This is a genomic window from Acinetobacter sp. S40 (genome assembly GCF_016624705.1).
Taxonomy (GTDB): Bacteria; Pseudomonadota; Gammaproteobacteria; order Pseudomonadales; family Moraxellaceae; genus Acinetobacter.
The window spans coordinates 155,561-171,618 of sequence record NZ_JACVTU010000002.1; the positions used below are offsets into that span (position 1 = coordinate 155,561).

Sequence of the window (16,058 nt, forward strand, 5' to 3'; positions counted from 1 at the left end):
ATTAAGCAGGCTCGGCCGTTTGATCTTCAAAGACAGAAAGCTGTAATCCAACCTCTTTGCCCTCTTCTTTTTTCACAGAAACCGCGACATTCCCACCATGATCAGCCAACTCACCAAATAAAATCATTTCAGCAAGTGGCTTCTTCAAATGTTCCTGAATCAATCGTTGCATTGGGCGTGCCCCCATTAAACGATCATAACCATTCGCTGCCAACCAATCACGCGCAGATTGGTCAACCTCAAGCACCACTTTTTTGTCATCCAGCTGGGCTTGTAATTCCGTTAGGAATTTATCAACGACTGACTCGATCACCGAAGTTGGTAAGGCTTTAAATTGAATTACACCATCAAGACGGTTTCGGAATTCAGGTGCAAAAGCACGTTTCATTGCTTCCTGATTATCATTACTATTGTCTTGCTCTGTAAAACCAATGCTGGTTCTAGAAATGCTTTCCGCACCAATGTTAGTCGTTAAAACAATAATTACATTTCTGAAATCAGACTTGCGACCATTATTGTCAGTTAAAGCACCATGATCCATGACTTGCAGCAACAAATTGAACACATCAGGATGCGCTTTTTCAATTTCGTCCAGCAATAATACACAATGTGGATTTTTATGAATGGCATCTGTTAATAAACCACCCTGATCATATCCAACATAGCCTGGAGGCGCACCAATCAAACGTGAAACTGCATGACGCTCCATATATTCAGACATATCAAAACGTACCAGCTCCACTCCTAGCAATTTGGCCAATTGCTTAGTCACTTCTGTTTTACCGACCCCAGTTGGACCAGCAAATACAAAGCTACCAACAGGTTTATCGGGAGCTTTCAAACCCGCACGGGAAAGTTTGATTGCGGATGCCAATGCGGCAATCGCTTCATCCTGACCAAAGACCACACGCTTAAGATCACGTTCCAGATATCCAAGAACAGCTTTATCATCTTTAGACACGGTTTTCGGTGGTATCCGTGCAATTTTGGAAACAATGTCTTCGATATTCTCAATAGTAATCAGAGTGCCATCTGCTTCCGCTTTTAAACGACGTTGCGCGCCTGCCTCATCAATGACATCGATGGCTTTATCTGGCAAGAATCGATCATTAATAAATTTAGAGGACAGTTCAACCGCAGCAACTAAGGCTTTATCTTCATACTCAACATGATGAAAATCTTCAAATTTGGTTTTGAGTCCACGCAAAATATCGATGGTTTCAGAAACACTTGGCTCATTTACATCAATTTTTTGGAAACGACGAGACAAGGCATGATCTTTTTCAAAAACTTGACGATATTCCTGAAAAGTCGTTGAACCAATACAACGTAAACTACCATTAGCCAGTGCAGGCTTGATTAAATTTGATGCGTCCATGGTACTGCCCATGCTTGAACCAGCACCAATAATCATATGAATTTCATCAATAAATAAAATCGCGTTTGGATTTTTCTTTAAAGCGTTTAAAAGTTGTTTTAAACGCTTTTCAAAATCACCACGATATTTGGTTCCTGCAACTAAAGCACCAATATCAAGGCTATAAACTTCAGCATTTGCAAGCGGCTTTGGCGCTCTGCCATTAACGATCAACCACGCTAAACCTTCTGCTATAGAAGTTTTACCTACACCCGGATCGCCCACCAAAAGCGGATTATTTTTACGACGGCGGCAAAGAATTTGTGCAGTACGTTCAATCTCTTTTTCACGACCAATCAAAGGATCTGTTTTGCCTTTCAGCGCTTCGTTATTTAAATTGAGGGTAAATTGTTCCAATGGACCTGCATTTGAAGATGCAGATGCATCACCCTCAATATCTTCAACTTCTTCTTCCGGCTGGACGTCTTCTTTACGTGTACCGTGAGACAAATACTGTGTCAGAGTCAAACGATTAATTTGATGACGTTTTAACAAATAAACCGCAAAAGAATCACGTTCAGAATACATTGCCACTAATACATCTGCACCCTCAACAGTACGATCACCGCCACTAGATTGCACATGGAAAATTGCGCGCTGCAAAATACGATCAAAACTTTCAGTTGGATGTGGAGCCTGATCGTTATTTTCACCAAGCTTAGGCGTATGTTGTTCTACATATTCTTCTAGCTCTTTACGCAATGAAACTATATCAGCACCACATGCCTTAAGCGCATTTACAGCTGAATCATTATCGAGCAAAGCCAGCAATAAGTGTTCTACAGTCAGAAACTCATGCCTTTTTTGACGAGCCATGCTTACAGCCAAACGTAAGGATACTTCTAATTGACGACTGAGCATACGACCCCCTTAATCTTTGGGTTCGATCTGACAAAGTAATGGATGACCTTGGGATCGAGCGTAATTATTTACTTGGTTTGCTTTGGTCTCCGCGATGTCTCGTGGATAGACGCCAGCAACACCTTTACCTTCATAGTGTACTGTTAGCATTACTTGAGTAGCTTGGTCAAGATTCAATGCAAAGTATTGTTGTAAAATTTCAATTACAAAGTCCATTGGAGTGTAATCATCGTTCAATAATACCACAGCATACATAGGTGGACGTTTTAGCTGAGGTTCAGCGGTTTGTATCGCGACATCACCGTCTGCCTCATTGCTCTGCGAATCACTTAAGCGCGGATTGATATGCCAATCGACATATCCAGATTGGTAAAAGGAAGCTTTCACGTCTTTTAAACTAATTTGTCGCTTATTGGTTCGCATATACTCTTTGATTCACTCTTAATTTGCGTTTGCTTCTGCTTGGGGAATTTCTGCAACAAAAGCAGATTCTGCATCGACTGGTTTACCGCGCTGCCAACTAAAACGTTTGGTTACAGGGGTTGAACCTGTCAAACGAATCTCTATAAACTGCGGAGTAAATCCTTTTGGCATCGTCCAGCGTCCTGTTAAACGCTCAAAATCATCAAAATTAAAATTATTATCTTCTAACGGTACAACCAGTATTTCATCACCCTGAATCAAGCGCATTTCTACAGATCCAGCAGCACGACGTTTATTTGGGCTGACTTGCACTAAATCAAGTTGATACTCAAAAGCATTTTCAGGTAAAGGTTTTATAGCTAAATTCTGAATCGTGAGACTTAAGCCACCACGTTGACGCAGAACTTCACGATAAATCGCACTCATGCCTTCCATTTGTGCCTTGTCATTTTTTGCCTGTGTAATCCCCTGATATAAATCATTGGCATTACTTACAGCGACATCACGCTCTTGTACGGTTGCGTTTAAACTTTTATTGACCGCATCCAGTGCAGTTTTCTGTTTTTGAACGACTTCCACCAATTGCTCTGCATCGGCATCATAACCGACAACGGTTAATCCCTGACGATGCCCCACCGTATAACCCAATAGAAAGCTACCAGAAATCAGAACAACTGCTCCAATTACCAATGGTCTATTCGTGTGCCAAAATGAAGGCTTAGGCATTTGTAGATCATCATTATTTATTTGTTCAGTATTCTGCATCACCATCTCAATTTGAAGATAGAACCAAAGCACACATTTAAATCGAAATTTAAATGTGTGTGAAGTTTAAAAGCGTTTTTTATGGTAATAAACCTATGCCTGTTAGACCTGCATCTTCTGCAAAGCCAAACATTAAGTTCATATTTTGTACGGCTTGACCTGCGGCACCCTTAACCAGATTATCCTGCACTGACAGCACAATTAGTTTATGCGGTTGAGGTTTATATAATGCAATTCGTAACTCATTTGCTCCCCTTACACTGCGTGTTTCAGGTGAACTGTTAGGAGGCATCACATCCACAAATTTTTCATTAGCATAAAATTGCTCGTACAGCGCCTGAAGATCAGTATTTGCACCTTCTTCAGTCAAATCGACATAAATTGTACTGAGCATTCCCCGAATCATCGGCACTAAATGCGGCACAAATACAATGTGATCAAATACACCTTTTTGACCTGAAATATTTTCCAGAGCTTCAACGATTTCAGGATGATGACGATGTCCATTTACACCATAAGCTTTAAAATTATCAGCATTTTCTGAATAAATCATCCCCATGCTCGCTTTACGGCCAGCACCCGATACCCCTGATTTTGCATCAATAATAATACTTGAAGGGTCTATCAAATCTTGTTCAGACTTGAGTAATGGCGCTAAACCTAATTGGACTGTCGTAGGATAACAACCTGGATTACCAATTACATGAGCTTTTTTAATGTTCTCGCGATTTAACTCAGACAAACCATAAGCCGAATCTTTTAAAATATCTGGGCAGCTATGTTGTAAACCATACCATTTCTCAAATTGTTCTAAATTCTGCAGACGAAAATCAGCCGCAAGATCAATAACTTTAGTATGGGCTGCAACCAGTTCTTTTGCATGCTGCATAGCGACCCCATGCGGAGTAGCAAAAAAAACCACATCACATTGTTTTAAACTATCCAGATTTAAATCGGAAAATTCAAGCTCAGTATGACCCCGAAGGCTTGGAAACATATCTGCAACACGTTTACCCGCTTCTGTACGTGAAGTAAGTATTTGAACAGTGACCTGCGGATGTCGTAATAAAAGACGCAATAATTCAACGCCTGTATATCCAGTTCCCCCAACAATTCCGACAGAGACCACGATCATTACCTCTAAATTTCAACCGAATGGCGGATAGTATGGCAGTTTACTTGGATTTCTACAATCAACTCCACATGCTCAAAAAAGCTTTTTAAAGTAGATAGCGTGAAGTGAGGTAATAAAGTATTTGTCACATACTCTACCACTGGTCAAAAATTACTTTAGCCGTTATATTGAGATAGCATAAAATGAAATAAAGCCAATAGTTTAAACTGGATAAAACTTTTAAAAGCCATTTTAAGGTATAAAAAAGTATTTTATGTCGTTAAATGACAAGGACTTAAATCTCTAATTTAAATAATAGATTATCAGTGATGATAAAACTGATTCCTTGGTTGGCACGGATGACTAAAACTTCAGGGGTGAAGGAATGCCTTTTTTTAAAAGCAGACAATATCAATATACCAATCTATTTAAATCAATTGGCATTGTAATACTCAGCACTTATTTGGCCAGTTGTGGAGGAAGCTCTAACACCCCTCCAACATCACAGACCAACGAGGACAATTCAAGCAGCAGTACGTTGCAACCTAATGAAGTTCTAATAAAACTTCCATTGGAAATGCGCAATGTTAATCTTAAACTTTATGATAATAGTAGTAATCAAGTCGTAACCGAAATCGCATCTTTTAGCGGGACATCATCTGTTCTGAAATTTCCTATTGAGAAAGCAAATCGAATCTATCGCCTTGAAATTACCGCCAGCCAGAACTCACAAATTTATGACTTTATTAATGATAAATATGTAACTCTAGATGGAACCTATCATGCGTTACTTTGGCCAACCTCGACTAAATCCAGAATATTTTTTGTTAGTCCTGTTTCAGAAGCCGTTTATCAACGTGCTTTAGTTCGTGCGGGGCAGTTACCTGATGAAAATATAGAAACCTCTAAAATCAACGATACTCATTTCATTATGGCAATGCAGGATATAAACACTGCGTTATTGAATGCCTTTAAAAATGAAAACACACCAACTATTACAAATGCTAATGCTTTAACTAATCTCAGTTATTCGACATTACCACAAAATACTTATCTAGATAGTTATCTAAGTTTTGGCTATTTTGTCTATTGGTATAGCACCCATAATCAAACTAGTAGCTACTATTCAGAGTTTACTCAAAACATTGCACTTGATTTAGCAGATGGTTATCTCGATGGTAAAAGTGTAATTGGCAATAAAACTGATTTTACACCACTCGTAACGACGGTTGAAAATACTGATCCGCTCTTAAATACAGCTCCGGGTATTGGAGCAAATCAAAAAACAGCCCGAGATCAGTTTGCAAATGGTTTAAAAGATGCGGTACTTAATTTAGCTGTTCGTCAGCTTCAGCCAAGTTTAAATAGTATAGGCTATAAGGCATTAACAGAACGAGCCTATAGCGGAACCCCGGATACCCCATACACCTCTTTACTTATTCGTACTGCTGGCGCTGGTGACTATCGTCGCGCTGTTGGATTTACAACATCAAGTATATGTGGAGATTCTATCTATCCTTGCAAACAAGGCATTAGCGGCATTAATAATGACAATACAGATCTAAACTTCCCAACTATTGAATACCTAATTGGTCGTTATGAAGCCAACAAGTGTGTACTGAAAATTAGAGCTACGGGTGAAATTGAACTAAGTCAGGGAAGTCAAAGTTATAAATCTACTCTGGATGGTGGAAGTACAGATAATCTATTACAAGTAAATGCATCGACACAGGAATATATTCTAAATAGCGGATCTGCCGAGCCAAGTAATAGTTCTCAACAATATCCATTCATACAGCTTAAAATTAAAGCCAATAAAGTTTTATCTGCAAGTGCTGGCTTAGATAAACATACTTCTCCTGCGCAATTGGAAAACGAACAACTAAGCTGTACTTTCAATTAAATAAATAGAGTTAGGAGCTGTAAAATCTTACAGCTCCTAATACCACCATGCAGGTAGTTGGTAACTCTTCAATTGTTTACGGTGTATTAAATAGTCGGGATCAAATTTTTCTACTTCTGCCCAAAATTGAGCGCTATGATTAAAATAGCGAGTATGCGCCAATTCATGCACACATACATAACGTACAATTTCTGGTTGCATTAAGACCAAACCCGCATGCAGCATAATATTATGCTGTGCACTACAACTTCCCCAACGCGTTTTAGGTCGTTTGATACTACAATCGCTAAAAGATAATTCGATTTGCTGACTAATCTCGCCCAAATATAAAGGTAAATATTGTTTTGCGTACTCATAAACCACGTCTTTCAATACCACAGCGCCTTTATCTTCTCGAATAAAAATACATGCCTGCTCAGAGTCAATCATATAATTTTTGTGTTGTTTACGAGAGATGATCTGATACGGCAACTCCTGATTGAAAAAGCGAATATGCTGAAAATTTGAATTTGCGAGTTGTTGTTGAGTTTGTTTTTGCCACGTTTGCATTAACCAGTCCTGTGACTGATCTAAAAATTGCTGGATTTGTTTTTTTGTACAAAATAAGGGTACGGTTAAGCGCACTTGATGCGGTTCGACACGTAAGCGCAAACGTCTTGCCCTTACATGTCTAACAATCTTAATTTCGGGTAATGGTTGCAATTGCATTAAATCGCAGTACGTTCTTCAATACCCTGATTGGTTGCAACAATGGCAATAGTGGCAGGATTCAGTGCAAATATGCCATTCGTCACCACACCAGGAATATCATTCAGGGTTTTCTCAAGCTCAAGTGCATTTAAAATATTCAAATTATAAACATCTAAAATTACATTACCGTTATCTGTCACCACACCTTCACGATAAACAGGATCACCGCCTAAAGTGACGATTTTACGAGCTACCGCAGAACGTGCCATTGGAATTACCTCGACAGGTAATGGAAATTCACGTCCTAATTGTTCGACCCATTTTGAATCATCAACAATGCAGACAAACTTCCTAGCAATAGAGGCAACAATCTTTTCACGTGTGAGTGCAGCACCGCCACCCTTAATCATATGCATATGACGATCAATTTCATCAGCACCATCAACATATGCGTCCAGTCCACCGACATGATTCATATCGACCACGTCGATACCTAGCTTTTGTAAACGCTCTGCGGTTGCCTGCGAACTAGCTACTGCAGCCTCAAGCTGTAATTCTGGCAATAAATCGATCAAAAAATTAACTGTACTGCCCGTTCCCACTCCTAAAATGCCACCTCTTGGCAAGTGTTTTAAAGCGGCTTGCGCAGCAGCTTGTTTTTTCTCATCTTGGGTCGCATACAGGCTCATGACATCACTCAACTATTTTTCACATTTGGGCGAATTAATCGGCGCAAATGTGTAGGGGTTTGTTACAATAATCGTTTATTTTAAACTGTTAGATGGAAGATTAACATGCTGTCTCGTTTGGTTCGACAAATTTTACAGGCAACGGTGTATGATGTTGCAATCGAAACCCCACTCGAAGCAGCGCCACGAATTAGTGAAAAGCTTAACAATAACATTTGTTTTAAACGCGAAGATTTACAACCTGTCTTTTCGTTTAAACTACGCGGTGCCTACAATCGTATTAGCCAACTTCCGAAATCTCAATTAGAACGCGGTGTAATTACTGCTTCGGCCGGTAACCATGCCCAAGGTGTAGCTCTTTCTGGTCAAAAGTTAGGAATTCGCGCCATTATTGTCATGCCCAAAACCACACCTGATATTAAGGTACAAGCCGTAAAGCGTCTGGGTGGTGAAGTGGTATTGCATGGTGACTCATTTGATGTGGCCAATAAATACGCAATTCAACGTGCCAAAGATGAAGGCATGACCTTTATTCCACCTTATGATGATGAATTAGTCATGGCAGGACAAGGAACCATTGCCAATGAAATTTTACGTCAGTGGCGTGATGTTGAATATGTGTTTGTAGCGGTCGGCGGAGGCGGCTTAATCGCGGGTGTCGCTGCTTATTTAGGTGACGTTGCTCCCCATGTCAAAGTCATTCCTGTTGAATATGACGAATCGGCCTGTTTAAAAGCGGCTTTTGAAACAAATGAACGCGTGATCTTGCCCCACGTCGGCTTATTTGCAGATGGTACTGCTGTAGCCCAAATTGGTGAGAAACCCTTTGAAGTTATTCAATTGCAAAAATCAGATAACTCTGGTCCCATTGTAGAACGTGATGTAATTTTGGTTAATACTGATGAAATCTGTGCTGCGATTAAAGATACTTTTGATGAATGCCGTAGTATTGTAGAACCGTCTGGAGCAATGGCTTTGGCGGGCATTAAAAAATATGTAGAGCAACATCAGCTTCAAAACAAAAACATCGTTTCGATTGTCTGCGGTGCAAATATGAATTTTGACCGGTTACGCTATATTGCTGAGCGTACCGAATTGGGCGAACGCAAAGAAGCAATTTTTGCTGTGACAATTCCTGAACAAAAAGGCGCTTTTTTAAATTTCTGTCGTGCTTTACATGGTCGTAATATCACTGAGTTTAATTACCGTGCCAGTGAGAGTGATCAAGCGCAAGTGTTTGTTGGAATTAGTCTAAAATCTGGCGAAACAGAACGTCAGGAAATTTACAACCATTTGAAAGAGTTGTATGAAGTTGATGATCTATCGGATGATGAAGTTGCTAAACTACATATTCGCTACTTGATTGGTGGTCATGCCAATATTGCAAATGAACGCTTATTCCGCGTTGAATTTCCAGAACGTCCAGGTGCATTGCTCACATTTCTTGAGCGTTTGGGCCCTACTCATAATATTAGCCTATTTCACTATCGTAACCACGGCGCTGCTGAAGGTCGCGTATTGGTTGGATTACAAGCGACAGATACACAGGAAAACCCGGATGTGTTAATCGAAACACTTGAAAATATTACCTACCCTTATGAAGAAATTACTCAAAATATTGGTTATCAACGTTTCTTGAAGTAATTTTTATAGGGCAACAACCGATAAGGACGATGTCACACGCCTTATCGGTTTTTAACACTTCTTTGCTTTAAAACTTATTTAAAAATAATAAACTGGATAAATAACACTTTATCCAAGATTTAGGACGTGTTGAGATTTGATCTTTTAAGGAAAACTCAGGAAAATTACGGCTTAGACAAAACCATCAGTGAAGCACATACATATATAGGTAAACTGCTAAATGCAGGGAAGTCTAATCGAACTGGTTTTTATAAAAGATAAATTTTATCTTGAGAATGAAAAAGCGAATTCATTCTTATCAAGCTCCAATGCATACAAATATTATCAGGTTGAATATGGCCCAATTTGCTGTCATCGGTTTAGGAAGTTTTGGTGCGACTGTCGCCATACAGCTCGCTCAGTTAAAGCATGATGTCATTGGTATAGATACCATCAAGCGCAATGTTGAGGATGTCAGCGATCAATTGACTCACGCGGTTATTGCAGATGCCAGTGATGAACATGTGCTTGAAGAACTGAATATTAAAAATTGTGCAGCGGTTGTGGTTGCCATTGGTGAAGATATTGAAGCCAGTATCTTGTGCGTACTCCATCTAAAAAATCTAGGTGTGCCTAAAATTTGGGTCAAAGCGAAAACGAAAGCACACCATATGATTTTATCCCATCTGCATGTCGATAAAATTATTCATCCAGAAGAAGATATGGGAGTACGTGTCGCCCAAGCATTGAACTACCCAATGGTCAGTCGTTATATGGCACTCAATGATGATCATTTCATTGTCAAGATTGAAATCCCCAAACATTTAAATGGGGTGCATTTATTAGGTCTAATCGATGCGACCCAACATGTTAGAACAATTTTATTACAACGCGGGAAAGATATTATTTATGATCCAGATCCGGCTTATACAGTTCAGTCAAAAGATATTTTGATTGTAGAAGGTCATCTTGAACCACTCAAAAAACTTTCAAAACGATTTTTAAGTCATGATGAAACAAAAATTTAAAAATAAAACATTTAACTTAAGCCCTCCTTCTCTTTTAGCATTGGGATTCTTAAGTTTTATTATTGCGGGAACGCTTTTACTTAAATTACCAGTGGCCAATAATGGTCATTTGAGCTGGATGGATGCACTTTTTACCGCAACTTCTGCTGTAACGATCACGGGCCTGTCAGTAGTTAATGTTGGTCAGTCTCTCACCACAACTGGACAACTTATCCTACTCTTTTTGATTCAGTGTGGCGGTTTGGGTTTTATGACCTTTGCGATACTGGCAGCACTAAGCCTAGCTCCTCAGTTGGGGCTTAAACAACAAATGATGGCACAGGATTCTCTGGGCCAAACCAGTCTTTCTAAAGTCACCACTATTGCACAGTCCGTATTTTTTTATTCCCTATTCTTTGAAATAACTGGAATAGTGATTCTAACAATGATCTGGACATCAGAATTCGGATTTACTCATGCGTTGTATTATGCATTTTTTTATAGTGTCTCAGCCTTTAACAACGCAGGATTTTCCCTATTCCCGGATAGTTTAATAAGTTTTCAAAGCCATTACTTTGCCTGTCTTGCTATTAGTTTTCTTTATATATTAGGCGGTATCGGTTTTTTGGTACTTATGGATATTAAGCAAAATAAACGTTGGAAAAAGCTAAGTACAAACAGCAAAGTGGTCTTATCCACGATTGCCATTTTAAATGTGAGTGGTTTTTTATTGATTTGGTTAATGGAAGCAAATAATCCTTTAACGCTTAATCAAATGACATTGGGGGAACAGGCCATCAATGCATGGTTTCAAGCAACTGTCCCGCGTTCTTCTGGTTTTAACACCATTGATACCGCATCTTTAATGAATAGCTCAACTTTACTCACCATGGTTCTCATGTTTATTGGTGGTGGTTCTCTCAGTACAGCAGGCGGTATTAAAGTAGGTACTTTCTTTATTTTGGTTCTGAGTGTCGTTTCTTTTTTACGCCGTAATGATGAAATTCGGGTATTTAACCATTCCATTTCTTATGAAAGTACATTTAAAGCGCTTGCAGTTGTGATCATTACGTTAAGCTTGGTTTTTATTGGACTCATGACTATTTTAGTTTTAGAACCCCATAAAAACTTTTTAGATTTATTTTTTGAAGTGGTGTCTGCTGCATGCACAGTGGGTTTATCACGTGGCATAACAGGCGAATTACATAATGGCAGTCTATTTGTACTCAGTTTACTGATGTTTGCTGGTCGTTTAGGGCCACTGACATTGGCTTATCTAATTGCAACACCCAAGAAAAGTCGGCTTAAGCACCCGAGTGCAGATATTCAAATTGGTTAATTTGCTAAATATTGAAACCCGCGAATATAAAATGCCCAACAAACTTGTTGGGCATTTTATTAAATACGGATAAACATATAATTTTCTGGCCTCAATACCAGTCCATCAAGGAAATACCCAAACCAAAATAAGTTGCTCTGTGATTATAATCAATCAGACTTTCACCATAACCATCAAAGACCTGAAAATGTCCACGTAACTTTCCACTAATGGGAAATGTCCAGTCAAACTGAGCGGCTCCATGCGAATCATCTCCATCTTTCAAAGAATGACGTAACATTAGAGAAAAATCATGATCATTCCATTTATAAAATGCTGTTAAATCACCACGTCCGACATAATCTTCAATATCCGGATTGTTGTCATTTTTGCTATCTTCCTGAATACGAATCCAAGGTCGTAACATTAAGGCAAAATTATCTTTTTCAAATCCTACATTAAAAATCACACGGTTCCAGCTACGTGATAATGGATCTGAACGACCATTGGACTGGTGGTTCAATGTCACACCAAGCAGACGCCCATCCAGACCAAAGACTTTATAATTGGTGCGAAACATCAAACTTGCTTCTGGTTCATAGTTAGTTTCTCGAAAAGGTCGAGATTCTTCACCATTATAAACCTGCCAGCGTGAAGACTGAGTGTAACCTAACCATAAATCACCATTGTTACCGATGATATTTTCCCAAGCTTTGGTTTTTAAAGACAATTGAAACTTGGATTCCAATGACTTTAAATTTTGATCTTCATCAACCGTGTTATTGGGATTTGGACTAGAAGGAAATTCATTTTTCTTGGTTGTCCAAAATACAGGCAGCAAATATACAGGCTTAAAGGCACGAATATTCCATGTTCCAAGCTTTGCTTTCTCAGATAATTCCCAACGTTTATCCAACAAAGAAACATTCGGATCAAGCGGATCAGCTTCCAGAGCAAATAAATTACCCACCTTTTCTTTCAAAGAGGTAGGTTGCGCTTTAGCCTGTTCAGATTCGGCTGGCGCAGCAGCTTGTGCCGCAATCGCATTTGTCGTATCCACTGGCACTTTAAAAAGTGCATCGTAACAGGCTAACCGGTCTGCATTAGAATCCAATGCAACACAAGCTTTAGCACTTGCAGGGCTAGCAGATGCAACTACTGTAGTTTTGGCAATAGCAGTATCATTTGTTGATATTTCAGCATTTGCTGCGGATACACCCATACAACTGAGCATGCTCAACATACTCAGTTTTAATGGTGCTCGTTCAAAAGATTTGAACGACATAAAGTTCTCCAGTTTTTTGTTTTAATTCACTTGCTTAATTTGGAAACCAAGCTGTTCAAGTTCCTGTCGTTTTGCAAACGGAGCAACTACTGCTTTTGTAGGCTTCTGGTTAATTAAATATTGTTTTGCAACGCGTTGCAAATCATCCAGAGTCACATTTAACAACCTTGTGCGCAAGGTTTTCCTAAATGCTGGCGTACGTGCATGCAACAGCGCATAACACGCAGTAATCGCTTCCCCTGCAGGTGAGCCTGGTTTATCCATACTCGCTACCAGACCCAAAATTGCTTCTTCAAGTTGGTGAGGTTGCTGCTGAGTATGCAAAAGCCATTCCACACTCGCATCAAAGTCCTTAAAGGTTTCTGCCAAACGCGGATCGCGATAGCTATAAAAACGGAATGAACATGCATTGCCATCATAACTTGCACCACCACCGTAAGCTCCACCTTTTTCACGAATAGCGCTATGCAAATAACCGTTACGCAGATATGCCGCCAAAACCATAAGTGGTGCTGCATCAGGATCTGAAACGTCAACGGCTGGATAAGCTGATGCACAGAACTGGACATTGGCCTGAATCAACCATGCTTCATCCTGATCATTTGGCTGGTAATCGATATTTTGAAGATTAGGGATATTGCTATCAATTTCAACTTTGTCCCAGACAGTTTGAATTTCTTCAAGCAACTGTTCAGAAAGCTGCTCTTCACACACCAGCAAGAACTGTTTTGGTGCCTGTAGCAGCTTCAAATGAATCGCTTTTAATTCAGCAATCAATTGATTATAAGCATCTTCATTTTTTTCAATATCATCAACCAGATCATTCAGCCAATTTAAAGCGCCCAAACCCGTATTGTGATAGTCGCGTTGTGCCAACGCACTCATGTTCCGCGATGCAACTTGCATCGCATAGCTATGACCAGAACCAGATAGACGAGACTGCCAACGCGTTTTACGTTGTTGAAGTAACTCAACGATGCGGTCTTTCTCATCAAAACGAAGCTTTTCAAAGGCTAACTTTAATAAGCCAATGGCATCAAATTTTTCATTTAAAGATTTCGTAGTTAATGTCAGCCATGCACTAATTTTGCCTTTATCATCAACCTTGCTTCGTAAGGAAGCACCCATTCCCAAACCGCCACTTACTGCGGTTTGCAACTGCTGTAAAGTCAAATAGTCATATTCCCCAGCACCAACTTCCCCCATTAAAATAGACAATAAATTAAAATAAGGGGAATGTACGACTTCGTCAGGAATTTCAATTAAAACCTGCTGATAGTAAATGCCATTGGTTCCCGCATGATATAAATTCAATGGATAATCATGGCGATTTGAAATAATCTCGCGGAGTTGTCCTTGTACAATGTGCAAATCTGCTGGCACATCTTCCAGTCCAACTTTAGGCAATAAATCTAAATCATCAGGTGTATCCTGACGTTGCTTCAATGCCTCAGTATTAGCCTCAATTTCGACACGATCAGCTTGTGTTAAATGTTCACCAATTTGAGCCAAACGCGCTTTTTCTTCTGCTTGTTCTTTTAGTGACTTTTCTGCATCTGGAATCAGCGTCATTTGTACACGATGTGAATTATCCAGAAGATAAGTCTGAATTAGATTTGACAACCACATCGGATCTTTCAGCTCTTCCTTCACCTGATCAATCGCAGTATCTACATCCCAGACATGAACAGGATCATTGTGGTGAATCGCACTACTTAAACCATTTAGAATTAGGCTCAAACCATACGGCATACCATCACCATTGATTTCACGTTGATGCAATTCAATCTGATGCAAAATTGCATCGACTTGTGCCTGATCAATCGGTTTAGATGCAACATCCTGTAGAACTTTAAGAACGCCCTGTTTAAATTCTTCCGCATTTTCAGCATTTGAACCCTGAACACCACAATAGAACGTCATTTCAAAATTAGAGTCATCTACACCCATCAGTGGACCTGTAGATTGAGCATAACCACAAGTTTCCAAATAATGGCGCAGCGGAGAAGCAGAATTTTCCAGTAAAATACCCTCAACCAGACGCATACCTAAACGCAATTTAATCTCACTAGCCTGAGGTAATAACCATGCCAGAACATGATAGGTTTTATCGGCTAAATCTTCGCTATCCACCGCATAAGTTTCAGTGACTTCAATAGGCGCAGCCAAACGTCTTTCAGGCGTTGAATAAAGTGTAGTACCTTTTTCAAATTGAGCCAAAGCCAATTTTTCAAACTGCTCTTGTAACTCATAAGCACTTTGATTACCAAAAGTCATAAACACGGCATTACTCGGATGATAATGCGTTTTATAAAATTCAACCAATTGCTCGTAACTAAGGTTTGGAATATCTTTCGGATCACCACCAGAATTATAGTGGTAAGTCGTTTCTGGAAATAAATGATAAGCAAGTTGATGATAAAGCTGATCTGAAGGTGCGCTCATGGCCCCTTTCATTTCATTGAACACCACACCTTTATACACAGGTTCGCCATTTTCAAGCTCAATGCGAATACCTTCTTGTGCAAAATCCAGAGGATTCAAATTTGCGGCAAACGCTGCATCGAGATAAACAGACAATAGATTCTGGAAATCTTTTTTATTTTGTGTCGCAAAAGGATATGCCGTCCAGTCTGCTGCAGTAAATGCATTCATAAAGGTATTGAGTGAACGGCGGATCATTAGAAAAAAGGGATCGCGTACAGGAAACTTCTCCGAGCCACATAATGCAGTATGCTCAAGAATATGTGCCGTGCCTTTTGAGTCCATGGGCTGTGTGCGAAATGCCACTAAAAAAACATTTTCATCGTGTGAAGTAGCTAGATGATAATGAACAGCGCCCGTCACTTTATGCGTATATTCAGAGACTAGAATATCTAAAGCTTCAACATGGTGTTGACGTACCAACTGAAACGCAGGATGTACAGTTTGATTAATGGTTTCAGTGACATCTACCGTCATGT

12 protein-coding genes are annotated in these 16,058 nt (G+C 39.6%); 4 read left to right on the plus strand and 8 right to left on the minus strand.

The window, feature by feature from the left end:
• Position 1: 1 nt before the first annotated feature.
• The 4 genes from clpA to argC form a co-directional block, all read right to left on the minus strand.
• Positions 2-2,278, minus strand: a complete 2,277-nt coding sequence (gene clpA, locus IAE19_RS03385; RefSeq protein ID WP_200459529.1) for an ATP-dependent Clp protease ATP-binding subunit ClpA — start codon at positions 2,276-2,278, stop codon at positions 2-4.
• Between the two features lie 9 nt (positions 2,279-2,287).
• Complete coding sequence (clpS, locus tag IAE19_RS03390; protein ID WP_200459530.1) at positions 2,288-2,701, minus strand: ATP-dependent Clp protease adapter ClpS; 414 nt, start codon at positions 2,699-2,701, stop codon at positions 2,288-2,290.
• An 18-nt stretch (positions 2,702-2,719) separates the two neighbouring features.
• Positions 2,720-3,472, minus strand: coding sequence for a DUF6776 family protein (locus tag IAE19_RS03395; RefSeq protein ID WP_200459846.1), 753 nt, complete (start codon positions 3,470-3,472; stop codon positions 2,720-2,722).
• Positions 3,473-3,545: 73 nt separating this feature from the next.
• A complete protein-coding gene (gene argC, locus IAE19_RS03400; protein WP_200459531.1) occupies positions 3,546-4,601 on the minus strand; it encodes an N-acetyl-gamma-glutamyl-phosphate reductase in 1,056 nt (351 codons plus the stop codon).
• Between the two features lie 364 nt (positions 4,602-4,965).
• On the opposite strand from argC, the gene IAE19_RS03405 reads away from it, so the two are divergent.
• On the plus strand, positions 4,966-6,483 hold the full coding sequence (locus tag IAE19_RS03405) for a hypothetical protein (protein WP_200459532.1): 1,518 nt from the start codon (positions 4,966-4,968) through the stop codon (positions 6,481-6,483).
• Between the two features lie 36 nt (positions 6,484-6,519).
• Here IAE19_RS03405 and IAE19_RS03410 read toward each other — a convergent pair whose 3' ends face one another.
• Positions 6,520-7,191 (minus strand): SprT family zinc-dependent metalloprotease, encoded by a 672-nt coding sequence (locus IAE19_RS03410; RefSeq protein ID WP_200459533.1) that lies wholly within the window; start codon positions 7,189-7,191, stop codon positions 6,520-6,522.
• Positions 7,191-7,862 carry a ribose-5-phosphate isomerase RpiA gene (gene rpiA, locus IAE19_RS03415; protein WP_200459534.1) on the minus strand — a complete coding sequence of 224 codons (672 nt, stop codon included), beginning with the start codon at positions 7,860-7,862 and terminating at the stop codon, positions 7,191-7,193. The genes IAE19_RS03410 and rpiA overlap by 1 nt, the downstream gene beginning before the upstream one ends.
• A gap of 105 nt (positions 7,863-7,967) precedes the next feature.
• Here rpiA and ilvA point away from each other — a divergent pair, with 105 nt between their 5' ends.
• The 3 genes from ilvA (at position 7,968) to IAE19_RS03430 (ending at position 11,831) form a co-directional block, all read left to right on the plus strand.
• Complete coding sequence (gene ilvA / locus IAE19_RS03420; RefSeq protein WP_200459535.1) at positions 7,968-9,506, plus strand: threonine ammonia-lyase, biosynthetic; 1,539 nt, start codon at positions 7,968-7,970, stop codon at positions 9,504-9,506.
• A 335-nt stretch (positions 9,507-9,841) separates the two neighbouring features.
• Positions 9,842-10,513 carry a potassium channel family protein gene (locus IAE19_RS03425; RefSeq protein ID WP_200459536.1) on the plus strand — a complete coding sequence of 224 codons (672 nt, stop codon included), beginning with the start codon at positions 9,842-9,844 and terminating at the stop codon, positions 10,511-10,513.
• Positions 10,494-11,831 (plus strand): TrkH family potassium uptake protein, encoded by a 1,338-nt coding sequence (locus tag IAE19_RS03430; RefSeq protein WP_200459537.1) that lies wholly within the window; start codon positions 10,494-10,496, stop codon positions 11,829-11,831. The genes IAE19_RS03425 and IAE19_RS03430 overlap by 20 nt, the downstream gene beginning before the upstream one ends.
• A 91-nt stretch (positions 11,832-11,922) precedes the next feature.
• Here the strand turns inward: IAE19_RS03430 and IAE19_RS03435 are convergent, their stop codons facing one another.
• Positions 11,923-13,095 (minus strand): phospholipase A, encoded by a 1,173-nt coding sequence (locus IAE19_RS03435; RefSeq protein ID WP_200459538.1) that lies wholly within the window; start codon positions 13,093-13,095, stop codon positions 11,923-11,925.
• Positions 13,096-13,116: 21 nt separating this feature from the next.
• Positions 13,117-16,056, minus strand: coding sequence for an insulinase family protein (locus IAE19_RS03440; RefSeq protein ID WP_200459539.1), 2,940 nt, complete (start codon positions 16,054-16,056; stop codon positions 13,117-13,119).
• Positions 16,057-16,058 lie beyond the last annotated feature (2 nt).

Bases quoted from the DNA above. Each gene is read 5' to 3' on its own strand.
- clpA (WP_200459529.1), bottom strand. From the start codon at position 2,278: ATGCTCAGTCGTCAATTAGAAGTATCCTTACGTTTGGCTGTAAGCATG.
- clpS (WP_200459530.1), bottom strand. From the start codon at position 2,701: ATGCGAACCAATAAGCGACAAATTAGTTTAAAAGACGTGAAAGCTTCC.
- IAE19_RS03395 (WP_200459846.1), bottom strand. From the start codon at position 3,472: ATGGTGATGCAGAATACTGAACAAATAAATAATGATGATCTACAAATG.
- argC (WP_200459531.1), bottom strand. From the start codon at position 4,601: ATGATCGTGGTCTCTGTCGGAATTGTTGGGGGAACTGGATATACAGGC.
- IAE19_RS03405 (WP_200459532.1), top strand. From the start codon at position 4,966: ATGCCTTTTTTTAAAAGCAGACAATATCAATATACCAATCTATTTAAA.
- IAE19_RS03410 (WP_200459533.1), bottom strand. From the start codon at position 7,191: ATGCAATTGCAACCATTACCCGAAATTAAGATTGTTAGACATGTAAGG.
- rpiA (WP_200459534.1), bottom strand. From the start codon at position 7,862: ATGAGCCTGTATGCGACCCAAGATGAGAAAAAACAAGCTGCTGCGCAA.
- ilvA (WP_200459535.1), top strand. From the start codon at position 7,968: ATGCTGTCTCGTTTGGTTCGACAAATTTTACAGGCAACGGTGTATGAT.
- IAE19_RS03425 (WP_200459536.1), top strand. From the start codon at position 9,842: ATGGCCCAATTTGCTGTCATCGGTTTAGGAAGTTTTGGTGCGACTGTC.
- IAE19_RS03430 (WP_200459537.1), top strand. From the start codon at position 10,494: ATGATGAAACAAAAATTTAAAAATAAAACATTTAACTTAAGCCCTCCT.
- IAE19_RS03435 (WP_200459538.1), bottom strand. From the start codon at position 13,095: ATGTCGTTCAAATCTTTTGAACGAGCACCATTAAAACTGAGTATGTTG.
- IAE19_RS03440 (WP_200459539.1), bottom strand. From the start codon at position 16,056: ATGACGGTAGATGTCACTGAAACCATTAATCAAACTGTACATCCTGCG.